Source organism: Streptomyces sp. NPDC048734 (genome assembly GCF_043198675.1).
Taxonomy (GTDB): Bacteria; Actinomycetota; Actinomycetes; order Streptomycetales; family Streptomycetaceae; genus Streptomyces.
In genome coordinates this window covers 646266-670303 of the sequence record NZ_JBICUZ010000001.1, presented here as the reverse complement: position 1 = coordinate 670303, position 24038 = coordinate 646266, and the positions used below count along the sequence as shown (strand labels likewise).

Sequence of the window (24038 nt, the reverse complement as noted above, 5' to 3'; positions counted from 1 at the left end):
GTACGCGTGCCGGGCCTCGGCGATGACCGGGCCGCGCGGCCCGCGATCCACTGGCCACGGCCGTCGCCGCCGCGTCCGCCGTCAGGCCGGCGGCGGGCGTGCGGCGGGCGTGCGATGACGGCGGCTGGACTCGTGGGGAGAGCGCCCGCGCCTCACGCGACCGCGGCAAGCACCTCGGGGACACCGTCGGAGGTTCTCGCGACAGGCCCGGTCCCTACGGGGTCTCCGCCGTCACCACCTCGAAGCCCTCGCGGTGTATCCGCTCCCGCCCCCAGTCGTAGAGCGGACCGATCGCCTCGTTGAGGGTGCGTCCGTGCTCAGTCAGGGAGTACTCCACCCGCGGCGGGACCTCGGCGTAGACCTTCCGGTGCACGAGGCCGTCCTCCTCCATCTCCCGCAGGTGCTGGGTCAGCATCTTCTCGCTCACCCCGGCCAGAGCCCGGCGCAGCTCGGCGAAGCGGCGTACGCCGTGGGTGTCGAGTTCCCACAGGATCAGCCCCTTCCACTTGCCGCTCACCACGTCGAGCGCGGCGTCGATGCCGCAGAGGTACGGCCCGCGTCTGGGCGCCTTGGCCATCACCGCTCCCCCCCTTACTGAAAGGTAAGTACCGCAGAAAATAGTGGGTACTTCCGAGCCTAGTGGCGCTGTCCGAGCATGGAGGGGTGAACGGACAACAGCACCTCACCACCAGCCGGAACAGCCGTGTCGCCGTGATCGGGCTCGGCCCGATGGGTCAGGCCATGACCCGTGCCCTCCTCACCGCCGGCCACCCCGTCACCGTCTGGAACCGCACCGCCGCCCGGGCGGACGGCGTCGTCGCCGACGGGGCCACGCTCGCGACCACACCCGGCGAGGCCGTCGAGGCGAGCGACCTCGTGATCCTCAGCCTCACCGACTACCGGGCGATGTACGACATCCTCGACGGCGCCACCGCGGCACTCACCGGCCGCACACTGGTCAACCTCAGCTCGGACACGCCCGACCGCAGCCGCGAGGCGGCGGCCTGGGCGGCGGGCCACGGCGCCGCCTTCCTCACCGGCGGCGTCATGGTCCCGGCGCCGATGGTCGGCACGGAGGCGGCCCACGTCTACTACAGCGGTCCCACCGAGGTGATGGAGGACCACCGGGCGGCCCTGGCACGGCTCGGCGCGCCCAGGTACCTGGGCGACGATCCGGGCCTCGCCCAGATGATGTACCAGGCCCAGCTCGCCGTGTTCCTCACCACCCTGTCCGGCCTGATGCACGCCACCTCGATGCTCGGCACCGCGGGGATGAAGGCCGCGGAGGCACTGCCGGAGCTGCTCTCCTTCACCGACTCCATCGGCGCCATGCTGAGGGCCGGCGAGAAGGAGCCCGGCGCCGCGCTGGACGCCGGAGAGCACCCCGGCGAGCTGAGCACGGTCACCATGATGGGCGCGACGTCCGACCACATCGTCGAGACCAGCACCTCGCTCGGACTCGACCTCGCGCTCCCCCTCGCCGTGCAGGCCCACTACCGGCGCGCGATCGAGAACGGCCACGGCGGCGACAACTGGACCCGCATCATCGACAGCATCCGAGGGCCGCGCTGACCGAACGCGGGAGCGGGCGGTTCCCGCCCCCGGTTCAGGCACCGGCCCTTCGCGCGATGCCGAGCCAGCCCGGTACGTCCACCTCCGCACGCACCGTCTTGCCCGGCGCGGGCGTGCGGTCCACCACCTCCCAGCGGGCGGCGACCGCGTCCACGAGCAGCAGCCCGCGTCCCGCCTCGCCGAGCGGGCACGGCGGGCGTACGGCGCCGGGGCCGGGCGGGCGCGGGCCCGTACGGGTGTCCGTGACCTCGATCCGGACGCTTCCCGGGATCAGCAGGAGCCGCAGCTCGAAGTCCCTTCCCGGTACGCGGCCGTGCGTCACCGCGTTCGCCGCGAGCTCCGCCACGATCACCTCGACCGCGTCGGAGACGTCCGTGCCGTGCGGGATGCCCCAGCGCTCCAGCTGGTGCAGCGCGAGGTGCCTGGCCAGGCGGGCGCCCCTCGGCGTGGCACTGAGCCGCTGTGTGAACACACGTACGGTAACCAGGGGTTGGGGGGTGGGACGTACTGTCATGCCGCCAATGTGACGGGTCGACACAGGGGTTCACCAGGCCCGATGCGCGTACGCTGCGCGAGCGTACGCGGTCACGGGGTGGACAGTACTCGTCACGGGGCGTGACCATGGGGTGCGGGAGGTGACCATGGCGGTCGACGGGACGGTGGGCACGGGTGCGGGCACGGGCAGCGGCGAGCCGGAGTCGTCGGACAGTCTGCGGACGTTCGGCGCGGTGGTCCAGGCCCTGCGCGAGTTCAACGGGCTGAGCCGGGAGGAGTTCGGCGGGCTGGTGGGCTTCTCCAAGCACACGGTGGCCTCCGTGGAGTTGGGCAGGCGGATGCCGGACGTGGACTTCGTCGAGGCGGCGGAGAGGGTTCTGGGGAACACGAGCGCGCTGAGGCGGGCGGCTGAGCATCTCGTACGGCAACCAGGGTTGGCGGCTTGGTTCCGGCGGTGGGCTTCGATGGAGAAGCTGGCCGTCGGCCTCTTCAACTATGAGTGCAGGATGATCCCCGGACTTTTGCAGACCGAGACTTACGCACGGCAGTTGTTCGCCGACGAGTTGCCGCCACTGGCGGACGAGCAGATCGAGGCCAACTGGGCGGCCAGAGCGGACCGGCAGAAGCTGCTGTGGGAACGCCCGAACACCGCGTTCAACTTCATCATCGAGGAGCATGTGCTGCTGCGGCAGACCGGGGGCATCGACGTCACCCGAGAAACTATCGACCACGTGTTGGAGGTGGCGGAGTTGCGGAATGTGGAGGTCCAGGTCATGCCCCTCGTCCAGCCCTCCCACGCGGGGCTGCACGGCCCCATCGCCCTGTTGGAAACCCCGAAAAACAGGTGGTTCGGATACAGCGAGGGCCAGGAGAGCGGGCACCTCATCTCCGACGCGAAAGGGATCAGCGTTCTTCAGAACAGGTATGCCAGGATTCGTTCGCAGGCTCTCGCCATCCAGGATTCCGTGAGCCTGTTGCGACGGATGCGAGGAGACCTATGAGCACGTCCGAACTTGCCTGGTTCAAGTCCAGCTACAGCAGCGGTTCAGGCGACAACTGCATCGAGGTCGCACTGGACTGGCGCAAGTCCAGCTACAGCAGCGGCGGTTCAGGCGACTGCGTCGAGGTCGCCGCCCTCCCCCACCACGTCCACGTCCGTGACTCCAAGGACAAGCGCGGCCCTCAGCTCCCCCTCTCTCCCGCCGCCTGGGCGGAGTTCGTCGCCCACGCGGGCAGGTGAGCACGAAGGGGCCGACCGCACCCGCGCGGGCGGCCCCTTCCGCTCACCTCACTTGCCCGACTTGCCGGGGCACTCCTTCCAGGCCATGTGGTACACCGTGCTGATGTCGCCGTCCGTCGAGTCCATGGTCATGAAGCTGACCTTGCCCGGCGCCGAGGTGCCCGCGTTGACCCGCAGCTCGGTGTTGATGTTGAAGTTGCGCTGGACCCCGCAGGGCGCCCACACGAGCTGCGCCCAGTCGGTCGAGTCGGTCGCCTGCCAGTTGTCGTCGTAGGCGCCGGTGAAGGTGTGGTTCTTGAACACCGTGCCGGACGAGCCCTGGAAGTAGTACGAGGCCCGCTGCACGGCGCTCGCGCCGGGCTGGAGCAGGGCGTAACCCCGGTAGTCCGCGCTGGCGATGGCGTACGTGAAGCCCTGCGGGACGTGGACGACGAGGTTGAGCTGGCAGTTTTTGCGGAACGCCGTGGGGTCGGAGTTGCCGCCGGCCTGGGCGAGGTAGTCGCTGTAGGTCACGGTGAAGGCGGTGTTGTCCTCGGACACGGCGACGGCCGCGGTGCCCGCCGGGCAGCCGGAGCCGTTCACGGTGGCGACGTTGATGACGATCTTGTCCGGGGGCGGGTCGACGAACCCGGTGGACGGGTTGTGCGCGGGAAGCGCGGAGGTGACGAGAGCGGCGACGGCACCGCTCAGAAGGAGCCCACCTGTCATGGTCTCTCCCTGGGATCGGGGGGTGGCTGCGCCCGGAGCCCGCCGCGCCAACTCTATGAACAATCAATGGAGTTGCTGTGAAGGGCCGGGGCGTTCGCAGCGTAGGGAGCCGCCTGGGGCGCGCCCAGACCTAACTCCGGCCATTCACCTCGTCCCGTTCACACCGGCAACCCGGTTTCCTTCTTCTCTGTGACCGTTCCTGTTCAAACCGTTGACACCCCGCGCACCCGCTCCTAGGGTCACGCAAACATTCCGACCCTGTGTCGAGATTTCGAACGGCGGAAGGCAAGCACCCTGAGCACCACCGGATCAGCACCCGTGTGACCGGAATGCCGTAGCGCGGCGGTCGCACGTACCCACAGGTGCACACCGGCAGAGGCGTCACGAGCGTCGACCAGACCCGGATGCCCGGCCGCACCGCCGCACGTCTCCCGCTCTCACGCCGCGCCCTCTCCCCGCGGCCCGGCCCGTCCAGCGCGCCCGGACCCCGCAGGACGCCTGCGTACCTGGCTCCCTCAACGACGAGAAGAACAAGGAACGATCACCATGCGCACTCGAAGAGCCGCCCTCGGCATCATCACCGGCGCCTCCCTCGCCCTCGCCCTGGCCGCGTGCGGCGAGGAGAGCGCGGCCGGCTCCGGCTCCGACGGCGGCACCATCGGGATCGCCATGCCGACCCAGTCCTCCGAGCGCTGGCTCACCGACGGCAAGAGCATGGTCAAGGACCTCGAGGCCAAGGGGTACCGGACCAAGCTGGTCTACGGGGACGACGACCCGCAGGCCCAGGTCACACAGATCGCGGACCTGGTCGAGCAGCGTGTCGACGCGCTGATCATCGCGGCCATCGACAACAAGTCGCTGACCGGCGTGCTCCGGCAGGCCGCCGACGCCGGCATTCCGGTGATCTCCTACGACCGGCTCATCCTCGGCAGCAAGAACGTCGACTACTACGTCTCCTTCGACAACGAGCAGGTCGGCCGGCAGCAGGCCCTCCACATCATCGACCGCCTCGGCCTGGAGGACGGCAAGGGCCCGTTCACCATCGAGCTGTTCGCCGGGTCGCCCGACGACAACAACACCAAGTACTTCTACGAGGGGGCGATGTACCTCCTCCAGCCGTACCTGGACAGCAAGCGGCTGGTCGTCCGGTCCGGCGAGACCAAGCTCGACAAGATCACCACGCTGCGCTGGGACGGGACGACCGCGGAGTCGCGCATGAAGCGCATCCTGTCCAAGTCGTACAACGGCGAGACGGTCGACGCGGTCCTGTCGCCGTACGACGGCATCTCCCTGGGCATCCTGTCCGCGCTCAAGTCGTACGGCTACGGCTCCGACGGCAAGCGCCTGCCCATCGTCACCGGTCAGGACGCCGAACTGGCCTCGGTGCGGTCGATCATCGCGGGTGAGCAGTCACAGACCGTCTACAAGGACCTCCGCGAACTGGCCACGGTCGCCGCGAACATGGCCGACGACATCCTCAAGGGCAGGACGCCGAGGATCAACAACCGAAGGGGCTACGACAACGGCGTGAAGCCCGTGCCCGCCTACCTGCTCCAGCCGGCGAGCGTCGACAAGAGCAACTACAGCTCCGTCCTGGCCGGTTACTACACCGCCGACGAGCTGAAGTAGCGGCGGCCACCGGTCTCCCCGGCCGCCGGGCCGGGGAGACCGTCTGCGGGCCGGCCGGTTCCTAGGCCAGCCGGATCACGTTCCAGGACAGCGGCTCCAGCGTCGCCCGCAGCGTCCCGTCCGTGACCGCCGTACCGTCCACCGCGTGCGGGACGACCCGTTCGGGATCGTCGAGCGTGTTGCGGGCGTCCGGGTCGGCGTCGGCGAGCGCGCTGTGCTCGACGAGGCGGGAGACCCCGAGGCCGTTCAGGGTCACCTCCAGCGGGAGCGCCCCGGTGCGGCTGCGGTTGACCGCGAAGACCGTCACCGAGCCGTCCTCCGCGCGGACGGCGGTCGCGTGCAGCAGGTCCGCCTCGCCGTACTTCTCCGTCCGGTACGTCGGTGAGTCCACCCGGACGTCGAGCACCTCGCCCCGCCCGTGGCGCGACGCCTGCGCGAACGGGAAGAACGTCGTCTGGCGCCACGCCGGGCCGCCCGGCTCGGTCATGATCGGCGCGATGACGTTGACCAGCTGGGCCAGGCAGGCCACGGTGACGCGGTCGGCGTGCCGCAGCAGGGCGATGAGCAGGGAGCCGAAGACGACGGCGTCCAGGACGCTGTAGTTGTCCTCCAGCAGGCGGGGGGCCTCGGGCCAGTCGTCCTGCGCGAACGTCGTCGCCTGCTCCTGCCAGCGGGACATGTACCAGACGTTCCACTCGTCGAAGGAGAGGTTGATCCTCTTCTTCGACTTCAGCCGCGCGCCGACGTGGTCGCAGGTCGCCACCACGTTCTCGATGAAGGACTCCATGTCGACGGCGGACGCGAGGAAGGAGTCCACGTCGCCGTCGTGCGGCTCGTAGTAGGCGTGCAGGGAGATGTGGTCGACCAGGTCGTACGTCTCCTGAAGGACCGTCGCCTCCCACGCGGCGAACGTCGGCATCGACTGGGCCGAGCTGCCGCAGGCGACGAGTTCGACGCCGGGGTCCTGCTGGCGCATGGCGCGGGCGGTCTCGGCGGCGATCCGGCCGTACTCCTCGGCCGTCTTGTGACCGGTCTGCCAGGGGCCGTCCATCTCGTTGCCGAGGCACCACAGCCGGATGCCGAAGGGGTCCTTGTCGCCGTGGGCGGCGCGCAGGTCCGAGAGCGCCGTGCCGGAGGGGTGGTTGGCGTACTCCTGGAGTTCGAGGGCCTCGGCGACGCCGCGGGTGCCGAGGTTGACCGCCATCATGGGCTCGGTCTGCGGGCCGATCTTCCTCAGGAAGGCGATGTACTCGGAGAGGCCGAAGCGGTTGGTCTCCGTCGAGTGCCAGGCCAGGTCCAGGCGGCGGGGGCGGTCCTCGGCCGGGCCGACGGAGTCCTCCCACCTGTAGCCGGAGACGAAGTTGCCGCCGGGGTAGCGGACGGCGGTGACGCCGAGTTCGCGGACGAGGTCGAGGACGTCCTGCCGCAGGCCGGCCTCGTCGGCGGTGGGGTGGCCGGGCTCGTGGATGCCGGTGTAGACGCAGCGGCCGAGGTGTTCCACGAAGGAGCCGAAGAGACGGGGGTTGACCCGGCCGACGGTGAAGGCGGGGTCGAGGGTGAAGCGGGCGGTGCGCATCGTGTCCTTTCGGAGGGGTTCGGTTTCGTCCGGGGAGGTGGTCACTGGCCCGCGAGTCCGGTGTGCGCGACACCGGCCACGATCTGGCGCTGGAAGAAGACGAAGACGACGATCAGCGGCAGGCCCGCCATGAGGCCGCCGGCCATCAGCTGGGCCCACTGGATGCCGTAGGAGTTCATGACGGTCGCGATGCCGTTGGGCATGGTCATCAGGTCGGGGTTGTTGGTCACCATGTACGGCCACAGGAAGTTGTTCCACGAGGCGATGAAGGTGAAGATGCCGACCGCCGCGAGCGCGGGGCGGGAGAGCGGGACCACGATGGTGAGGAAGACCCGCCAGCGGCCGGCGCCGTCGATGAACGCCGCCTCCTCCAGTTCGCGCGGGACGCCCTGGAAGAACTTGTAGAGGATGTAGACCATCGCGGCGGGCGCGCACTGCGGCAGGATCATGCCCCAGTAGGTGTCGACCATGCCCATCTGCTGGACGGTGGTGAACAGCGGCACGCCGAGGACGGCCGGGGACACCATGAGGCCCGCCATCACCACGCCCATCAGGACGCCCTTGCCGCGGAACTCCGTGCGGGCGAAGCCGTACCCGGCGAGCGCGGCCACCAGGAGCACCACGGCCGTCACGCACACCGAGACGACGAGGGAGTTGACGAACCAGACGGTGAGGTTGCCGGTCTCGAAGACGGCCGACCACGCCTGGCCGGTCCAGTCCTTCGGCAGCCAGTGCGGCGGCACCTCGACGGCCTCGGTCTCCGACTTCCACGAGGTGAGCAGCGCCCAGGCCAGTGGCGAGAGGAACACCGCGGAGACGGCCGCGCCGAGCGCGGTGAGCACGATCTGGCCGGGCGACCAGGCCCTGCGGGGCCGGCCCGGCACCGGTGCGGAGGTCCGGGGGGCGTTCCGCGGTGCGGTCTGTGCGGCGGTGGTCATCGGCCGCCCTCCTCACGGTTGCGCAGCAGCCACATCCGCGCGAGGGCGACGGCCGCGATGAGCACGAAGAAGATGACGGAGATCGCGGAGGCGTAGCCCACGCGGTAGCTGGTGAAGCCCTCTTCGAGGGTGTACTGCACGAAGGTGCGGGTCGATCCCTCGGGGCCGGTGCCGAAGTCCATCATCACGACCGCCTGGTCGAAGACCTGGAGCGAGGCGAGGATCTGGAGGGCGACGACGAGTCCGGTGATGTGGCGCAGCATCGGCAGCGTGATGTGGACCGTGCGGTGCCAGGCGTTCGCCCCGTCCAGCCGGGCGGCCTCGTAGAGGTGGGCGGGGATGCCCTGGAGGGCGGCGAGGTAGAGCAGGAAGCTGAAGCCGACCGTCCACCACAGGGTGCAGACGACGACGGCGAGCATGGCGTACGACTTGTCGGTCAGCCACGGGGTGTCGATGCCGAGGACGTGGTTGACCATTCCGGTGCCGGGGTTGAACAGCCACTGCCAGAGGTTGGCGGCGACCGTGGACGGCAGCAGGAACGGGGCGAAGAAGCACAGCCGCCACAGCCACTTGGCGCGGTCGATGTGGTGGGCGAGCATCGCGAGGAGGAAGGCGAGCAGGGTGATGCACGGCACCACGAGCAGCGTGAACCAGGCGCTGTGGCCGAGCGCGTCCCACACCAGCGGGTCGTCGAGGGCCTCGCGGTAGTTGTCGAGGCCGACGAAGCCCGTGCCCTCGCCGGAAATGTTGGCGTCCGTGAAGCTGAGGTACACGCCGCGCAGCAGCGGCCAGATCACGAAGAGCGCGAAGAGGGCCAGGAAGGGGGCGACGAACCAGCCGCCGTGCTGGAGCCCCTGCTTGCGGCGGACGGTGGCGCCCGGTGCGGCGGTCCTCGCGCGCGCCGGGCGGACGACGGTCTCGGCACCGGTCGTCGTCATGCGGCCGCACCTCCCTGCGCGGCGGTCCTGCCGTCCATGGGGTTCCTCGAGGCGAGCAGTTCGGTGAGCGTGCTCTTCATGCGGCGGGCGGCGGCGGCCGGCCGGGCGGAGCCCGTCGTCGAGGAGACGACGACGGGGCCGACGCGCTGGGCGAGGATGCCGGTGGACCCGGCGAACCACGCCTTCGGCTCGGTGGCCTGGTGGTCCATCGCCGTGACGTACTCGTTCTGCGGGCTCAGCTCCCGGTAGGCGGCGGTGGAGAGGGTCGGTGTGTGGGCGGGGATGTGCCCGCCGGCCGCCCACTGCCGGGCGTGGGTGACGACGTAGGCGGCGAGGCGGTGCGCGGCCGCGTTCGTGGCGCCGCCGCGGCCGGACCGGTGCGGCAGGACGAAGGCGTGCGACTCGGCGTGGGTGGCCTGCCTGCCGAAGACGGGCGGCAGCGGGGTGGCGCCGTAGTCGAGCTTCGCGGCGTCGAACACCGGCACCGACCAGTTCCCCTCCCAGGCGAAGGGGGCGCCGTTGACGAACTGTTCGGCGCCCGCGCCACCGCCGAAGCCCGGGTTCGCGTACCCGTCGGTGACGTGCCGGCGCAGGAACTGAAGGACCCGGGTCGCCTTGTCGGTGTCGAAGGTGACCTCGGTGCGGGCGGCGTCGAACCAGGTGCCGCCGAGCTGGGTGTAGAAGGCGACGAAGAACCACCACTGGAAGTTCTGGTCGTTGAGCCACAGGCCGATGGTCTGGAGCCCCTTCCCGGTGGCCCGCCTGGCCTCCTTCAGCACGTCGAACCACTCGTCGGTGGACGTCACGGGCACCATCCGCCCGTCGGCGCCGAGCAGGCCCGCCTTCTTCAGCACGTCCTTGCGGTAGAAGCAGAGCTGGACGTGGATGTCGAGCGGGAGGGCGTAGAGCTCGCCGTCGATGACGCCGCGCTTCCACAGCGCGGGGTTGAAGTCCGCCTCGCGCACGCCGTACTCGGCGAGCAGGCCGACGTCCCAGGGGTCCAGGAGGCGGCCGGGCGAGAAGCCGGTGACCCGGCCCATGTGCATGACGCCGAGGTCCGGTGCGCGGTTGCCCGCCGCGGCCATGGCGAGCTTGGTGTAGAAGGGGCTGCCCCACTGGAGGGTGGAGTCCTTCACGTCGATGCCGGGGTGGTCCGCGCGGAAGGCGTCCAGCATCGCGATCATGTTGTACCCGTCGCCGCCGCTGAAGAGGTTCCAGTACCGCACGCGGGTGTCCGCGCCGGAGGTGAGCGCGTCGGCTCCGGTGCCGAGCGCCGCGAAGCCGAAGCTGCCCGCGACGGTCAGGCCGCCGGCGGCGGTCAGAAGTTGCCTGCGACTGAGGCCAGGTCGTCCCATGCCCTGCCCTAACTGTTCGAAATTTCGAATTGTGCTCGTAACTTCGAACGGGACCGTAGGTTCGATGCGCCCCCGCGTCAATGGTTCCGACAGGACTCACGGCAACCTCCGAGCGTGGAACTGATAGCGCTTTCTGCCAAGGTGGCGCTCAGATCCCGCCCTTCGCCCGCTTCCGCCGCGCCGCGCGCCCGCCTCCCTCCCGCTCCGCGCCCGATCGGTGCCCGGTTCTCCGTGACGGGGACACGTCCGGCCGCGTAGCCTCGGGAGCGGCTGCCGCGGGGCGGTGGGAAAGGGGAGCGGATGGACAACGCGGGCGTGCGTACGACGGCTGCCCGGATCGCCTCGGCGCTGCGGCGCGCGAGGACCGGCCCCGCCATGCGCCACCTGGCGGGCGAACTGGCCACCGCGCTGCGGGCCCGGCCCCGGACGCCGGCCGGAGTGCGCGAGATCGCCCGCGCGCTGTGCGAGGAGATGGCCGCGCTGCGCGGCGGACGGCCCGTCGAGCTGCGCTTCGAGCGGTTCCCCGACGAGATCGAAGTGACCGGCCTGTGGGTCGAGTTCGAGGACTTCGACCTCGTCATCGTGGAGGAGCGCGCCGAGGAGGTACAGCAACTCGTCATCCTCGGGCACGAGTTGTGGCACCTGCACGCCGGACACGACCACCGTCACACCGCCGGCACGGCGGCCGCCCGCGCCCTCGCCGTACGGCCCGCGTGGCGCGACGTGGCCCTCGCGGTCGCCGCCCGCAACGGCTCCCGCGCCCAGGACGAGTCCCAGGCCGACGACTTCGGCCACCGGCTCGCCGCCGCGCTGCGGCCCCTGCTGAACGGCGGCGGCACCGCCGCGCCCCTGGAGCCCGTGCAGCGCTCCCTGGGCTACCGGGGACGCGGGGGCGGTGACCGGAGTTGAGCGTCCTGGCCTCCGCGGCGGCACGGCTCACCCAACCGCCGGCCGTGACACCGGCGAGCTTCGTCAACGACTTCTACCCCTCCTTCTGGTGGATCCCGGCCGGCATCCTCGCGGCCGCCCTGGCGATCAAACTGCCCAGCATCATCCGGCTGTGGACCGACCCGCTGCTGCGCGCGGTCGGGGGCCTGCTGCTGCTCGCCTGCGCGGTGTTCGTGTTCGTCGCGCCGTCGACGATCGCCTGGGTCAACCGGGTCACGGGCGTGCCCAACATCTCCGGGCCCTGGGTGTACTCGCTGCTCACCGCGTTCTGCGGCTCGTGCCTGCTGCTGATCATCACCTGGCGCAACGGCCTGTCCGACCGCTCCGCCCGCACCCGCTCCGCCATGCGCTGGGTCCTGGGCACCTACGCCGCCGTCATCGCCGCGCTGTGGGTGCTGTTCGCCCTCGCCGAGATGCCCGAGGAACGGCTGCGGGACCTCGACACGTACTACGCGAACACGCCGTACGCCCGCGAACTGATCGTGCTCTACCTGCTCGCGCACACCACGGCCACGCTGGTCACCAACGCGCTGATCTGGAACTGGGTGCGCGCCGACGGACTCGACGCCCTGCTGCGCTGGGGGCTGAAGTTCCTCGGCGTGGGCTACGCCCTCCAGCTGGTCTTCGACGCGGCCAAGGTGACGGCCGTGGTGAGCCGTTGGACGGGGCGGAACCTGGACTGGCTGAGCACGGCCGTGGCTCCGCCGCTGGCCTGCCTGTCCGCCATCCTGATCGCGGTGGGCTTCATCCTTCCGCACGCCGGCCAGTACCTGCACGACCGCCGGCAGGTCAGGGACGCCGTGCGCGAACTGCGGCCGCTGTACCTGCTGATGAAGACGGTCGGCGGCGGCGGTGTCCCCCGCGTCCTGCGCTCCGCTCCCGAACTGCGCCTGATCCGCCGGGAGACGTTCATCCGCGACGGACTGCTGTCGCTGGCCCGGTTCGTCGACGAGGACCTGCGCCGCCGGTCCCACGAGGCCGCCCTCGCCCTCGGCTTCCCGCCGGACCGGGCGAAGACGCTGGCCGCCGCGGTGACCGTGCTGGACGCGGCGGACGCCCGCAGCCGCGGCCAGGAGCGCGACACCGACGGCGACGCCGACACGACCGACCTGCTGCGGGACATCGGCGCGGTGTCGCGTGCGCTGCGACAACCGGACGTGGTGCGGGCGGTGCGGGAGGCGGCGGTACAGGAGGGGGTCGCGGCGCGGGAGGGGGCCGCGGCGCGGGAGGGGGCCGCGGTACAGGAGGAGACTGCGGCGCGGGAGGGAGCTGCAGGGCGGGAGGTGGCTGCCGTGGCGGACGCCGACCGGGCCGGCACCCCGACCGACCGGGCCGGCACCCCGACCGGCGGGGCCCGCCCCGACGCCCCGGCGGGCGGCGTCCGGTGAGGGGGGCCGACACGGGTGAGGGCGACACGGACGAAGCCGGGGACGTGCGGCGGGCGCGGCTTCTCCATCCGGCGTCCACCGGTCCCGCACACCCCTCGACAAAGGCCGGATCTGGTGGGCGGAGTGCGGGCCGCACCAGGTGAGCCACGGGGAGCGGGCACCGGGCACCGGAGCTTTTCGGCCAACGACCTCGGAGCGCCGTACCCCGTTCATCCGTTACAGCCGCTTCCTCCCGGCCGAGTTCACGCCGAATTCCCCCCGCCCGCGCAGGCGGAGGTAGCTGAAACGGCGAAGATCTTGGCATATTGCACGGACCGAACGCCCGCGCAGCCACGGGGAGAACCGTGCGTACGAACAGGGAGATGCGTCGCCTCGCCGACACCCTCATCGCTCCCATCCGGGTGCCGGTCCCGGCCGAACCCGAGGTCCTGTTCGACGCGGTCGTCGCGGCGGCCGCGCGCTGGCGGGGCCGGGAGATCGTCGTGCACCGGGCGGTGTTCCCACCGCACACCGCCAGCGGCCTCTGGCTGGAGGGCGAGGACCACGACGACGTCGTCATCGACGAACGGGCCGCCGTCTGGCACCAGATCGTGATCTTCTGCCACGAGGTGTGGCACATGCACCGGCGCCGCACCGACGCCGTCCCCGGTGGCGCTCCGGCCGCCGCCGCCCGCAGCGACTTCACCCTCTCCGACGAGCAGGAGGCCGACCGCTTCGGCATGCTGATGGGCCGTCGGCTGCGCACCTGGCTGGAGGCGTCCGCCGACTCCGTGTACGCCGACCGCGGCGACGACACCCAGGACATCGCCGGACGCATCGGAGCGGCCCTCAACTACCGTGGCACCCGCAGGTGAACGGAGCCCGCAGAACCCGCAGATGAACGGACCCCGAAGGTGAACGGCCTACCCCACTACGTCAGCGGCGCCGTCCTCTGGCTCGGCCTGCTGGTGCGGGCCCCCGACCTGCTGCGCCACCGGCACGACCCCTACCTGCGGTCCATCTGCGCGGTGCTCGGCCTGGCCGGACTCTGCTTCCTCCTCGGGGCCCCGCCCACGGTCGGCGCCGTCAACCGGCTCGGCGCGACCCCCAACCTGGCCGCGCCGCTGACGTACGCCGCGATCACCGGGTACAGCGCCGCCTCCCAGGTGCTGATCGTGCACTGGCGGGGCGGACCGCGGGTGCGCCGGACGGCCCGGCGCTGGATCCTGGCGTACGCGCTGGTCGTCCTCGGCATCGTCACGATGTTCGTCCTGGGCGACGCGCCCGTGGAGCGGCGCGTCGACCTGGACACCTACTACGCGAACACGCCCTTCCTGCGCGAGATGATCGTGCTCTACCTGCTCGGGCACCTCGCCGCCGTCGGCGTCACCACCGTGTCCGCCCTGCGCTGGGCCCGTGACGTACGGGGCTGGCTGCGGGCGGGCCTCGTGACCCTGGGCTTCGGCTCGCTGTGCGGGGTCGTGTACAGCCTGGCCCGGCTCGCCGCCGTGGCCGCCCGCTGGACCGGCCACGACTGGTCCGCCCTGGTCACCGACGCCTCCCCGGTCGCGGCCGGACTCGGCGCGGTCATGACGGTCGTCGGCGTCCTCGTCCCGCTCGCCGGGCCCCGGCTGACGGAATGGCGGCGGACCCGGCGCACCTACGCCCGCCTCGAACCCCTGGAACGCGAACTGGACGGCGTCCTCACCCGCCACGCCCTGCGACTGCCCCGGCCGTGCTGGGCCCGGCCGGCCACCCGGCTGGTGTGGCGCCGCACCAGCATCCACAACGCGCTGACCCACCTGGACGCCTACGTCGACCGCGAGCTGTACGACGCGACGCTGCGGGCCGCCCTGCGCCGTACCGGCGACGCCGAGCGGGCCGCCGCGACGGCCTGGGCGACCGTCGTCGCGGCGGCGGTGCGGCAGGAGGCACACGCCGGGCCGGGCGGCGGCGACCGTGGTGCCGGGGAGTCCGCCTGGTTCCTGGAGCGGGCGCCGGACCCGGCCGCGCTGGTGCGCATCGCCGACGCGCTCGCCGGCGAACCCCTCGTCCGTACCGCCGTACCGGGGGCCGTGCCCGATCGTGTGCCGGTGGCCGTGACGGACGTCTCGGCGGAAGCCGTACCGGAGGCCGGGGCGGCGGAGCCCGTGCCCGGGTTCGTGACGGGTGCCGTGACGGAGGCGGCGGGGGCGGGGGCGAACGCCCGGCCGGTGGCCGCCGAACGGAGGCCGACCGCGTGAGCCTCGTCGTCTACCTCGCCGGCGCCGTCCTGCTGCTCTCCGCCGCCGTGCTGTTCCGCCGGCCCCGCTCGGCCGCGCCCAACCCCCTCACCGTCTCCACCTGCGTCGCGATCACCCTGGGCGCGTTCGTCTTCGTCTGCTCCGCGCCGGTCACCCTGGCCGCCGTCAACGACCTCACCGGCATCCCCAACTTCGGCGCCCCGCTGACGTACGGCATGCTCTCGGCGTACAGCTGCTCGCTGCTGATCCTGCTCGCCTACTGGCGGGGCGGGCCGCCCGAGCGGGTACGGCGGCAGGTGCTGCGCGGCATCGCCGTGTACGGGCCGCTGATCGTGGCCGTGATCGTGCTGTTCGCGCTGGCCGACGCGCCCGTCGAGCGGCTCACCGACCTCGACACCTACTACGCGAACACGCCGTACATGCGCGAGATGATCGTGCTCTACCTGCTCGGGCACACCGCCGCCATCGGTGCGATGGCCGTGGTGTGCGTGAAGTGGGCCCGGGAGGTCACCGGCCTGCTGCGCACCGGGCTGCTGCTGATCCTCGTCGGCGCGCTGCTGGACCTGGTCGGCTTCCAGTTGACCAAGTACACGGCCGTCGTCGCCCGTTGGACCGGCCACGACCTCGACTTCCTGTCCACCAGCGTCGCCCCGCCGATGGCCGCCCTCGGCGCCCTGCTCTGCTCCGCCGGCTACGTGCTGCCCCGGCTGCTGCCGGCGGCCGTCGCCCACGGACGCGGGCTGCGGGACCACCGGCGGCTGCTGCCGCTGTGGGCCCGCGTGGGATTCGTGTCGGTGGCCCCCAAGCCGCCCGTGTCCTGGTGGCGGCTGCCCGAGGAGCGGCTGCACTGGCGGGAGGTCGCCATCCACGACGCGCTCCTCGCCCTCGCCCCCTACTTCGACGACCGGGTCCGGGCACGGGCGCTCGCTGCCGCCCTCGGCGAGGGCCGCGGCGCGCACGAGGCGCGGATCGCCTCGGAGGCGGCCATGCTCGCCGAGGCCGCCCGGCGGGCCGCCGCGCGCGAGGCGCCGTGCGCGACGGCGAGCACCCACCGGCTGCACGCCACCGAGGTCTCCGGCGCCGCCGGGCTGGTGGAGCTGGCGCGGGAACTGGCCCGAACTCCGGTGCCGGACACGGCGGGTGAAGGTACGGTGAAAGCCTTCCATGGCTGAATGTCGGGTGCGGTGGCGAGCCCTCACGGCTGAACGGCCTGGTGGGCGGGTCCCCTCGCGGCGCACGGGCCGTGCGGCCGGTCCCGCGGTGGCCTGATGTCCGCCTCCATGAGGCCTGCCCCACCCGAGACACCCGCCGTGCCCGCCGTGCCCGTTGTATCCGCCATGCCCGCCGTGCCCATCACGTCGGCCCTGTCCGCCCCGTCTGCGCCGCCCGCCCCGCCCGCCCTGTGTGCCTTCACGGCCGAGTACGAGGAGCCCCATGTCCAGTAGAGCTGTCGTCATCGGTGCCGGTCTGGCCGGCATGCTGGCCGCGGCGGCCCTGTCCAGCGTCGTGGACGAAGTGACCGTGCTGGAACGGGACGACCTGCCCGACGAACCCGGACACCGCAAGGGCCTGCCGCAGGGCCGGCACGCCCACCTCCTCATGGCCGGCGGACTCGCCGCCATGGAGGACCTCGTGCCGGGTGTCGACATGCGCAAGCACCTGCTCGCCGCCGGGGCCCGCGAGGTGTCCCTCAGCTCCGGCATGGTCGCCCTCACGCCCGAAGGCTGGTTCCGGCGCTGGCGCCACGAGGGGCCGCGGATGATGACCTGCAGCCGGGCGCTGCTCGACTGGGCGGTCCGGGGCGCCGTACTGGCCCACACCGGAGCCCGGATCCGCAAGGGCCAGGTGCTCGATCTGACCGGCGACGCGCGGCGCGTCACCGGTGTACGGGTCTCCGCCCCCGACGGGGACGAGGTGATCGACGCCGACTTCGTGGTCGAGGCGAGCGGGCGCGGGTCGCGGGTCGTCAACTGGCTGTGGGAGCTGGGGATCTCCGGCATCCGGGAGAAGACGGTCGACGCGGGCCTCGTCAACGCCACGCGGATCTACCGCACCCCCGAAGGGGCCGGGCGGTTCCCGCTCACCATCATCCAGGCCAACCCCTACCAGGGACTGCCCGGACGCAGCGGCATGGTGCTGCCCATCGAGGGCGACCGGTGGATGGTCAGCCTCGCCGGGACGCGGGGCGGCGGCGAACCGCCGTCCGACCCCGACGGGTTCCTCCGGTACACGCTCGATCTGCCGCACCCCATCGTGGGGCGGCTGATCTCGGGCGCCGAACCGCTCACCGACATCCACGTCAGCCGCAGCACCAGCAACCACCGGCGCTACCTGGAGAAGGCGCGGGAGTGGCCCGAACGGTTCGTCGTCCTCGGCGACGCGCTGGCCACCTTCAACCCCGCCTACGGGCAGGGCATGTCCGTGGCCGCGCTCGGCGCGCGGGTGCTGGGCCGGGAGCTGCGGCAGGCCGGCGGGACCGGCACGGCGGGGCTCGCGCGGCGGGTGCAGCGGGGGGCCGCGTCGTCGGTCGAGGCGGCCTGGACCATGGCCGTCAGCCAGGACGTCTGGTTCCCCGGAACGCGGGGCGGGGCCCCCACCGTCGCGGACCGGCTGGTCACCCGGTTCACCCGGCGGGTGATGCGGACGGCCACGGGGTCGTACGACGCGGCGGCGGCACTGTGGGACGTCACGAGCCTGACGGCGGGACCGGAACGGCTGCTGCGCCCGTCGGCGCTGCTGGCGACCCTGAGCGGTCCGGCGCTGCGGGCGGCGGCGGGACCGCCGCTGACCGGCGCGGAGCGGCAGATCCTGCGGGAGCTGGAGGCCGCCGGCACCGCGGCGGGGTGACCCCGGACGACCTGCGGGGAGACCTCGGACGACCTGCGGGGAGACCCCGGACGAGGCCTCCCCGGCCGACGGACCCGGCCCTGTTGACGGACCCGACCCGGCCGAAGGACCCGCCCCGACCCGGCCGACGGTCCTGGCCCGGTTCCCGCCCCGTCGGCGGGACAGGCCCCGCCGCCACCGCCTCAGCCGGCGAACGCCGGCTGGGGCAGGCCCTTGCCCGCGTCGGGGACGACCAGGAGCGAGCCCGCCAGGGGGTGGGGTGACGTCAGGCCCACGCGGGCCGTCGTGACGTACAGGTCGGTCAGGCCGGGCCCGCCGAACGCGCAGGCCGTCACGCGGGGAACCGGGAACCGGATCTCCCGGTCCAGCGCGCCCGCCGGGGTGTACCGGCGTACCGCCGCGCCGTCCCACAGGGCCACCCACACGCATCCGTCGGCGTCGACCGTCAGCCCGTCGGGGAAGCCGGCGCCCTCCTCGATCACGGCGAAGGGGCGACGGTCGGTCACCCGGCCGCCGTCGTGGTCGAAGACGTCGACGCGGCGGGTCGGGGAGTCGATGTAGTACATCAGCGTGCCGCAGGGGCTCCAGCCCGTCCCGTTGCTCACCGCGACATCGTCGAGGATCACGGAGACCGAGCCGTCCCCGGTGACGCGGGACAGGGACCCCCCGCCCGGCGCCTCGTCGTACCGCATCGTGCCGGCCCAGAGCGAGCCGTCCGGTGCGACGGCCGCGTCGTTGGCGCGGCGGCCGGGGACCGGCTCGTGGTGGAGCCAGCGGAAGCCGCCGTCCTCGTCCAGGAGGCCCACGCCGTCCCGGAGGTTGAGGACCAGACCGCCGCCCGCGCGGGGCTTGGCCGCGCCCACGTGCTGGTCGGTGACGCGCACCGTGCGGCGGCCCGTCGACGGGTCGTAGGTGTGCAGGCGCGAGCCGAGGATGTCGAGCCAGAGGAGGCGGCCGCCGGCCGGGTCCCAGGTGGGACCCTCGCCGAGGGCGGCCTCCGCGCGGACGGCGACGTCGAACGTGTCGGTCATGCCGCGCTCCGGTAGCCCAGGTGCTCGGACAGTTCGGCCGCGCCCTTGGCGGCGAGCTGCTCCAGCTCGATGCGGCGCTCGTCGCTCCAGCGGATCATGGGGACGGAGATCGACAGCGCGGCCACGACCCGGCCGGTGCGGTCGTGCACCGGGGCCGCCACACAGCTGACGTCCGGGTTCGACTCGCGGCTCTCGACCGCGACGCCCCGCTCCCGGATCTGGGCCAGGGCCTCCCGCAGGGCGCCCGGTTCGGTGATGCTGTTGGGCGTCATGGCGACCAGGTCGGCGTCGTCGGGGATCCGTGCGGCCAGCTCGGCGTCGGGCAGGGAGGCGAGCAGCATCTTGCCGACGGAGGTGCAGTGCGCGGGCAGGCGCCGGCCCGCCGCCGACACCATGCGCACGGCGTGGGTGGAGTCGACCTTCGCGATGTAGATGACGTCCGTGCCCTCCAGGATCGCCACGTGGACCGTCTCGTCGCAGGTCTCGGCGACGGTACGGGCCACCTGCTGGCCCTCGGCGGCCAGGTCGAGCTGCTCGGCGTACCGGCTGCCGAGCTGGTACGGCCGCACGCCGAGGCGGTAGCGTCCGGGCTGTCCGGGCACGGTGACGATGTAAGACCGGGCGGCGAGCGTGGTGACCAGCTCGTGCACGGTGGTGCGCGGCAGTTGGAGCCGGCGCACGATGTCGGGGGCGGAGAGCGTGCCGTCCCCGTCGAGGAAGAGCTCGAGGATGTCGAGAGCCCGGGTAACGGCAGGTACGAGTCGTCCCACGGCCGGCCCCCTCCCTTGGTTCGTCTCAGGCCTGTGTTCGAAATTTCAACAGACGATCGGCATGACGAACACAGGCTAGTCACACAGCGCGGCGCCGGGCAATGGCCGGGGAGGGGACACCGCCGGGTTCACCTGGGGCCCGCCGCGGTGGACGGTGGTGCGGGGACGGTACCGGAAGGACCCCGGCCGACGGTGGCCGCCTCGAGGATCACCTCCACCACCCGCGGCACCGACTCCGGGTGCAGGAAGAGGAAGAGGTTCGGTTCCACCAGTTCCAGCTCCATCACCCGCGGCCGGCCGTCGTCACCGTCCACCAGGTCGACCCGCGCGTACAGCAGCTCGGGCGCGCCCGGTACGGCGGCCAGCGCCCGCTCGGCCACGTCGAGTTCGGCCGCCGTCGGGATCCAGGGCTCCAGCCCCGGATGCGCGACCTTGGCCGCGTCGAACGCGGTCCCGGGAGCGAGCACGGCCCGCTTGCGGCTGGCGTGCAGCAGGGAGCCCCCGAAGAACTGCAGGGCCCGCTCCCCCGCCGTGTCGATGCTCCGCGCGTACGGCTGGACCATCGCCGTCAGCCCTTCCTCGTGCATGCGCGCGAGCTGGCGTACGGCGGTGTCGTGCTGGTCGGGGGTGTAGCGGGCGGCGTAGCGGGCGCCGGCGCCCGAGGTGGGCTTGACGACGTACTCGTGGTCGCCGGGGAGGTCGGCCGGGTCGCCGGGGGCGAGGTAACGGGTGGGGACGACGGGTGTCCCGGCCGCCGCGAGTTCGCCGAGGTAGCGCTTGTCCGTGTTCCAGCGCACGACGGCGGCCGGGTTGGCCAGCCGGGTCGCCCCGGCGCAGCGCTCCGCCCACGCCGTGAACTCGGCCGCGCGCCAGCTGTAGTCCCAGGTGGAGCGGATCAGGGCGAGGTCGTAGGAGGCCCAGTCGGCGTCGGCGTCGTCCCAGCACACGGCATGCGCCTTCACCCCCGCCTCCGCCAGCGCCCCCACCAGGACCGGCAGGTCACGGTCCTTGCTGGGCTCCGGCCGGGGGTCGTAGGTGACGAGGGCGACTCGGGGCACGGCGGGACTCCATTCTCCTGGCGGGCACGGACCCGCAGGCTAACCGCCGCCCACGCGACCGCCGCAACCCGTTCGCCCCTCCCCTTCGGGGAAGCCCCGGCACCGGTGGCGGAACGGACACGGACACGGGAACGGGGCGGCGGGCCGGGTGGACGGCATGAGCCGTGTCGTGACCGGGCCTGGCGGAGAAGTGACCGGCATCGCCCTCCGGAGCCGACTGGGCGGGCCGGTCATGCGGTAGGAACGTCCCAGTCGTCCCCTGCCCGAGGAGTGTTCCGGTGTCCTCTCTCTTCCCGGCCCTGACCGGCCCGCCGTCCGGCCGTGTGGCTCTGCGGTTCGGTGACCGGTCCCTGACGTACGCGGAACTCGCCGGTGCGGCGGGCTCCGTGGCGGACCGGCTGCCGGGCGGCGGGGCACGGGTCGCCGTGTGGGCGACGCCCTCGGCGGAGACGGCGGTGGCCGTCGTGGCGGCGCTGGAGGCCGGGGTGCCGGTGGTACCGCTCAACCCGAAGTCCGGGGAGAAGGAACTCGGGCACATCCTGTCCGACAGCGCACCCGCGCTCCTCCTGACCGCACCCGGAGAAGAACTTCCTTCCGTGGCACAGGACTTGCCGCGCCTTGAGGTGGACGTGCGGGACACCGGCGGACGGCTCCCCGACCATGTGCCGGTGGGCGGCGAGGACCCCGCGCTCGTCGTCTACACCTCCGGCACCACCGGCCCGCCCAAGGGCGCGGTCATCCCCCGGCGGGCGGTCGCGGCGACGCTGGACGCGCTCGCCGACGCCTGGCGGTGGACCGGCGAGGACGTGCTGGTGCACGGGCTGCCGCTGTTCCACGTGCACGGGCTGGTGCTGGGCGTCCTGGGGCCGCTGCGGCGCGGGGGGTCGGTGCGGCACCTGGGCCGGTTCTCCCCCGAGGGGGTGGCCCGGGAGCTGGACGGCGGCGCCACCATGCTGTTCGGGGTGCCGACCATGTACCACCGGCTCGCCGAGACCCTCCCCGGCGATCCCGGTCTCGCCGCGGCGCTCGGCCGGGCCCGGCTGCTCGTCTCCGGATCCGCCGCGCTGCCGGTGCACGACCACGAGCGCATCACGGCCGCGACCGGGCAGCGGGTCGTCGAGCGGTACGGCATGACGGAGACGCTGATGAACACCTCCGTGCGCGCCGACGGCGCACCCCGCGCGGGCACGGTCGGGGTACCGCTGCCGGGCGTGGAGCTGCGGCTCGTGGAGGAGGACGGGACGCCGCTGGCGTCGTACGACGGCGAGAGCGTCGGGGAGATCCAGGTGCGCGGGCCGAACCTGTTCACCGGGTACCTCGGCCGGCCGGACGCCACGGCCGCGGCGTTCACCGCCGACGGCTGGTTCCGGACCGGGGACATGGCGGTGCGGGACGCCGACGGGTACGTCCGGATCGTGGGGCGCAAGGCCACCGACCTGATCAAGAGCGGCGGCTACAAGATCGGCGCCGGCGAGATCGAGAACGCGCTGCTGGAGCATCCGGGCGTGCGGGAGGCCGCCGTCACCGGGGAGCCGGACGCCGACCTCGGGGAGCGGATCGTGGCGTGGATCGTGCCCGCCGACCGGCACGCGCCGCCTGCCGAGGAGGAGTTGGCCGGCCATGTGGCGCGGCGGCTCGCCCCGCACAAGCGGCCCCGCGTGGTGCGGTACCTCGACGTGCTGCCCCGCAACGACATGGGGAAGATCATGAAGCGGGCGCTGCCGTCATGAGCGGCCCGCCGCGGCTCTCCGCGCGCGAGATCCTCGCCCTCGTCCTCGACGTCCCCGGCTCCCCGGGCGCTGCCGGCGCCTCCGGCTCTCGGGAACCTTCCAGCTCCTCCGGCGCCTCCGGCTCTCGGGAACCTTCCAGCTCCTCCGGCGCCTCCGGCTCTCGGGAACCTTCCAGCTCCCCCGGCGCCCCCGGCGTCTCCGGCGTCTCCGGCTCCTTCGACGAACTACCCTGCACGGCGCGCGCGTCCGCCCCCGACGGCCCGCTGGCCTGGCCCGGCTACGACGCCTCGCGCGCCCGTGCCACCGAGCGGACCGGGGAGACGGAGTCCGTGGTCTGCGGCGTCGGCGTCGTCGAGGGCACCCGGGCCGTGCTGATCGCCTTCGAGTTCGGTTTCCTGGGCGGCTCGCTGGGCGAACGCACCGGCGACCGGCTGGAGGCGGCCCACCGCCACGCCCGTGACCACCGGCTGCCGGTCGTCTCGCTGGTCGCCACCGGCGGCTCACGGATGCAGGAGGGCATGGTCGCCCTCACCCAGCTCCAGCGCGTGGCACGGCAGTCGGCGCTGACCCGGCAGGCCGGGCTGGCGCAGATCGCCGTGCTGCGCGATCCGACCACCGGCGGCGGCTGGGCCACCCTGGGGGCGGGCGCCGACGTGGTGCTCGCCCTGCCGGGCGCCCAGGTCGGCTTCGCCGGGGCGCGGGTGCGGCCGCCGGACGCCGACCCCGCCGCGTACACCGCCGAGGCGCAGGTCGCGGCGGGTGCCGCGGACGCCGTCGTGGAGCCGGGAACGCTGCGGGAGACGCTGGGGCGGTGGCTGCGGCTGCTGACCCGCCCGTCGCGGGAGCCCGCGCCGGTGCCCCGCGCCCTGGGGGCGCAGGACCTCCCGGCCACCGGCTGGGACGCCGTCCGGCGCGCCCGCTCGCCCCGGCGCCCGCGTGCCGACGCCTACCTGGACGCCTACTTCGGTCTGCGCGCCGCGATCGGCGGCGACCGCTGCGGCGGCACCGATCCGGACGGCATGCGGTGCGGCTTCGGCGAGCACCGGGGCCGTACCGTCGCCTACGCCGCCCAGACCGGAACCGCGACCCGGCCCGCAGGCTACCGCACCGCCACCCGGCTGATCCGGCTCGCGGACCGGCTCGGCATCCCGGTGCTGACCCTGGTGGACACGCCGGGCGCGGCCAACGACGCCGAGGCGGAGCGGCAGGGCGCGGGCGCGGCGATCGCCGAGCTGTTCGGGGCGGTGGCCACCGCGCGGACGCCCGTCACCACGCTGGTGATCGGCGAGGGCGGGTCCGGGGGCGCGCTGGCCCTGGCCGCGCCCGGCCGCACCTGGGCCACCCCGGACAGCTACTTCTCGGTCATCGCTCCGGAGGCGGCCGCCGCGATCCTGAAGCGGCCGCCCGGCGAGGTCGAGGCGACGGCCGGACAACTCCGCATCCGACCAAAGGACTTGGCGGAACTGGGAGTGGTCCGCACGGATCTGCCGTGAAGGTGGCGGTGTCCCGGGGAGGGAGCGGGACGCGGTGTGGCGGTTTTCCGCCGACGGCCGCGGTCGGCGGAAGCGGGAACAGGACAATCTCCCGTACCGT

At 72.9% G+C, this 24038-nt stretch carries 22 protein-coding genes; 12 read left to right on the top strand and 10 right to left on the bottom strand.

Annotation, left to right across the window (positions count from 1 at the left end; genetic code table 11):
• Nucleotides 1-214: 214 nt before the first annotated feature.
• Entirely contained in the window at nt 215-577 is a 363-nt protein-coding gene (locus ACGFQC_RS02910) for a helix-turn-helix domain-containing protein (protein ID WP_363088069.1), read from the bottom strand.
• An 86-nt stretch (nt 578-663) separates the two neighbouring features.
• Between ACGFQC_RS02910 and ACGFQC_RS02905 the strand changes: the two genes are divergently transcribed.
• A complete protein-coding gene (locus ACGFQC_RS02905; protein WP_363088070.1) occupies nt 664-1572 on the top strand; it encodes an NAD(P)-binding domain-containing protein in 909 nt (302 codons plus the stop codon).
• Nucleotides 1573-1606: 34 nt separating this feature from the next.
• Here the strand turns inward: ACGFQC_RS02905 and ACGFQC_RS02900 are convergent, their stop codons facing one another.
• A complete protein-coding gene (locus ACGFQC_RS02900; protein ID WP_363088071.1) occupies nt 1607-2086 on the bottom strand; it encodes an ATP-binding protein in 480 nt (159 codons plus the stop codon).
• A 127-nt stretch (nt 2087-2213) separates the two neighbouring features.
• On the opposite strand from ACGFQC_RS02900, the gene ACGFQC_RS02895 reads away from it, so the two are divergent.
• Nucleotides 2214-3068, top strand: a complete 855-nt coding sequence (locus tag ACGFQC_RS02895) for a helix-turn-helix transcriptional regulator (protein ID WP_363088072.1) — start codon at nt 2214-2216, stop codon at nt 3066-3068.
• Nucleotides 3065-3307, top strand: coding sequence for a DUF397 domain-containing protein (locus tag ACGFQC_RS02890; protein ID WP_363088073.1), 243 nt, complete (start codon nt 3065-3067; stop codon nt 3305-3307). Before ACGFQC_RS02895 ends, ACGFQC_RS02890 begins: the two co-directional genes overlap by 4 nt.
• A 48-nt stretch (nt 3308-3355) precedes the next feature.
• Here ACGFQC_RS02890 and ACGFQC_RS02885 read toward each other — a convergent pair whose 3' ends face one another.
• Nucleotides 3356-4015, bottom strand: coding sequence for a DUF4360 domain-containing protein (locus ACGFQC_RS02885; protein ID WP_363088074.1), 660 nt, complete (start codon nt 4013-4015; stop codon nt 3356-3358).
• A gap of 546 nt (nt 4016-4561) precedes the next feature.
• Between ACGFQC_RS02885 and chvE the strand changes: the two genes are divergently transcribed.
• Nucleotides 4562-5644, top strand: a complete 1083-nt coding sequence (chvE, locus tag ACGFQC_RS02880) for a multiple monosaccharide ABC transporter substrate-binding protein (protein WP_363088075.1) — start codon at nt 4562-4564, stop codon at nt 5642-5644.
• 61 nt (nt 5645-5705) lie between these two features.
• On the opposite strand, the gene ACGFQC_RS02875 is transcribed toward chvE, so the two are convergent.
• The 4 genes from ACGFQC_RS02875 to ACGFQC_RS02860 are packed head-to-tail and all read right to left on the bottom strand — an operon-like array spanning nt 5706 to nt 10451.
• Nucleotides 5706-7220, bottom strand: coding sequence for an alpha-N-arabinofuranosidase (locus ACGFQC_RS02875; protein ID WP_363088076.1), 1515 nt, complete (start codon nt 7218-7220; stop codon nt 5706-5708).
• Between the two features lie 41 nt (nt 7221-7261).
• Nucleotides 7262-8158, bottom strand: coding sequence for a carbohydrate ABC transporter permease (locus tag ACGFQC_RS02870; RefSeq protein ID WP_363088077.1), 897 nt, complete (start codon nt 8156-8158; stop codon nt 7262-7264).
• On the bottom strand, nt 8155-9096 hold the full coding sequence (locus tag ACGFQC_RS02865; RefSeq protein ID WP_363088078.1) for a sugar ABC transporter permease: 942 nt from the start codon (nt 9094-9096) through the stop codon (nt 8155-8157). The genes ACGFQC_RS02870 and ACGFQC_RS02865 overlap by 4 nt, the downstream gene beginning before the upstream one ends.
• The gene (locus ACGFQC_RS02860) at nt 9093-10451 is read right to left on the bottom strand and encodes an extracellular solute-binding protein (protein WP_363088079.1); all 1359 of its coding nucleotides are present in this window, start codon (nt 10449-10451) and stop codon (nt 9093-9095) included. Before ACGFQC_RS02860 ends, ACGFQC_RS02865 begins: the two co-directional genes overlap by 4 nt.
• Before the next feature lie 300 nt (nt 10452-10751).
• On the opposite strand from ACGFQC_RS02860, the gene ACGFQC_RS02855 reads away from it, so the two are divergent.
• The 6 genes from ACGFQC_RS02855 to ACGFQC_RS02830 all read left to right on the top strand — a co-directional run bounded on the left by ACGFQC_RS02855 (nt 10752) and on the right by ACGFQC_RS02830 (nt 17856).
• Nucleotides 10752-11360: a toxin-antitoxin system, toxin component family protein gene (locus ACGFQC_RS02855; RefSeq protein WP_363088080.1), complete on the top strand. Its 609-nt coding sequence runs from the start codon at nt 10752-10754 to the stop codon at nt 11358-11360.
• Nucleotides 11357-12787, top strand: a complete 1431-nt coding sequence (locus ACGFQC_RS02850) for an MAB_1171c family putative transporter (RefSeq protein WP_393287614.1) — start codon at nt 11357-11359, stop codon at nt 12785-12787. The genes ACGFQC_RS02855 and ACGFQC_RS02850 overlap by 4 nt, the downstream gene beginning before the upstream one ends.
• A 344-nt stretch (nt 12788-13131) precedes the next feature.
• Nucleotides 13132-13641 (top strand): toxin, encoded by a 510-nt coding sequence (locus ACGFQC_RS02845; RefSeq protein WP_363088081.1) that lies wholly within the window; start codon nt 13132-13134, stop codon nt 13639-13641.
• A 39-nt stretch (nt 13642-13680) separates the two neighbouring features.
• Nucleotides 13681-15009, top strand: coding sequence for an MAB_1171c family putative transporter (locus ACGFQC_RS02840; RefSeq protein WP_363088082.1), 1329 nt, complete (start codon nt 13681-13683; stop codon nt 15007-15009).
• Nucleotides 15006-16181, top strand: coding sequence for an MAB_1171c family putative transporter (locus tag ACGFQC_RS02835; protein ID WP_363088083.1), 1176 nt, complete (start codon nt 15006-15008; stop codon nt 16179-16181). Before ACGFQC_RS02840 ends, ACGFQC_RS02835 begins: the two co-directional genes overlap by 4 nt.
• 262 nt (nt 16182-16443) lie before the next feature.
• Nucleotides 16444-17856: an FAD-dependent monooxygenase gene (locus ACGFQC_RS02830; protein ID WP_363088084.1), complete on the top strand. Its 1413-nt coding sequence runs from the start codon at nt 16444-16446 to the stop codon at nt 17854-17856.
• Nucleotides 17857-18038: 182 nt separating this feature from the next.
• Here the strand turns inward: ACGFQC_RS02830 and ACGFQC_RS02825 are convergent, their stop codons facing one another.
• From ACGFQC_RS02825 to ACGFQC_RS02815, 3 genes are all read right to left on the bottom strand, one after another.
• A complete protein-coding gene (locus ACGFQC_RS02825; RefSeq protein WP_363088085.1) occupies nt 18039-18887 on the bottom strand; it encodes an SMP-30/gluconolactonase/LRE family protein in 849 nt (282 codons plus the stop codon).
• Complete coding sequence (locus ACGFQC_RS02820; protein WP_363088086.1) at nt 18884-19657, bottom strand: IclR family transcriptional regulator; 774 nt, start codon at nt 19655-19657, stop codon at nt 18884-18886. The genes ACGFQC_RS02825 and ACGFQC_RS02820 overlap by 4 nt, the downstream gene beginning before the upstream one ends.
• Nucleotides 19658-19785: 128 nt before the next feature.
• The gene (locus ACGFQC_RS02815; protein ID WP_363088087.1) at nt 19786-20715 is read right to left on the bottom strand and encodes a hypothetical protein; all 930 of its coding nucleotides are present in this window, start codon (nt 20713-20715) and stop codon (nt 19786-19788) included.
• Between the two features lie 278 nt (nt 20716-20993).
• On the opposite strand from ACGFQC_RS02815, the gene ACGFQC_RS02810 reads away from it, so the two are divergent.
• Together ACGFQC_RS02810 and ACGFQC_RS02805 are read left to right on the top strand one after the other, a co-directional pair.
• On the top strand, nt 20994-22445 hold the full coding sequence (locus ACGFQC_RS02810) for an acyl-CoA synthetase (RefSeq protein WP_363088088.1): 1452 nt from the start codon (nt 20994-20996) through the stop codon (nt 22443-22445).
• On the top strand, nt 22442-23938 hold the full coding sequence (locus ACGFQC_RS02805) for a carboxyl transferase domain-containing protein (RefSeq protein ID WP_363088089.1): 1497 nt from the start codon (nt 22442-22444) through the stop codon (nt 23936-23938). Before ACGFQC_RS02810 ends, ACGFQC_RS02805 begins: the two co-directional genes overlap by 4 nt.
• Nucleotides 23939-24038: the final 100 nt, after the last annotated feature.

What these genes read in the sequence shown, in the direction of transcription:
- ACGFQC_RS02910 (WP_363088069.1), bottom strand. Translation starts at nt 577, where the DNA reads ATGGCCAAGGCGCCCAGACGCGGGCCGTACCTCTGCGGCATCGACGCC.
- ACGFQC_RS02900 (WP_363088071.1), bottom strand. Translation starts at nt 2,086, where the DNA reads ATGACAGTACGTCCCACCCCCCAACCCCTGGTTACCGTACGTGTGTTC.
- ACGFQC_RS02895 (WP_363088072.1), top strand. Translation starts at nt 2,214, where the DNA reads ATGGCGGTCGACGGGACGGTGGGCACGGGTGCGGGCACGGGCAGCGGC.
- ACGFQC_RS02890 (WP_363088073.1), top strand. Translation starts at nt 3,065, where the DNA reads ATGAGCACGTCCGAACTTGCCTGGTTCAAGTCCAGCTACAGCAGCGGT.
- ACGFQC_RS02885 (WP_363088074.1), bottom strand. Translation starts at nt 4,015, where the DNA reads ATGACAGGTGGGCTCCTTCTGAGCGGTGCCGTCGCCGCTCTCGTCACC.
- chvE (WP_363088075.1), top strand. Translation starts at nt 4,562, where the DNA reads ATGCGCACTCGAAGAGCCGCCCTCGGCATCATCACCGGCGCCTCCCTC.
- ACGFQC_RS02875 (WP_363088076.1), bottom strand. Translation starts at nt 7,220, where the DNA reads ATGCGCACCGCCCGCTTCACCCTCGACCCCGCCTTCACCGTCGGCCGG.
- ACGFQC_RS02870 (WP_363088077.1), bottom strand. Translation starts at nt 8,158, where the DNA reads ATGACCACCGCCGCACAGACCGCACCGCGGAACGCCCCCCGGACCTCC.
- ACGFQC_RS02865 (WP_363088078.1), bottom strand. Translation starts at nt 9,096, where the DNA reads ATGACGACGACCGGTGCCGAGACCGTCGTCCGCCCGGCGCGCGCGAGG.
- ACGFQC_RS02860 (WP_363088079.1), bottom strand. Translation starts at nt 10,451, where the DNA reads ATGGGACGACCTGGCCTCAGTCGCAGGCAACTTCTGACCGCCGCCGGC.
- ACGFQC_RS02855 (WP_363088080.1), top strand. Translation starts at nt 10,752, where the DNA reads ATGGACAACGCGGGCGTGCGTACGACGGCTGCCCGGATCGCCTCGGCG.
- ACGFQC_RS02830 (WP_363088084.1), top strand. Translation starts at nt 16,444, where the DNA reads ATGTCCAGTAGAGCTGTCGTCATCGGTGCCGGTCTGGCCGGCATGCTG.
- ACGFQC_RS02825 (WP_363088085.1), bottom strand. Translation starts at nt 18,887, where the DNA reads ATGACCGACACGTTCGACGTCGCCGTCCGCGCGGAGGCCGCCCTCGGC.
- ACGFQC_RS02805 (WP_363088089.1), top strand. Translation starts at nt 22,442, where the DNA reads ATGAGCGGCCCGCCGCGGCTCTCCGCGCGCGAGATCCTCGCCCTCGTC.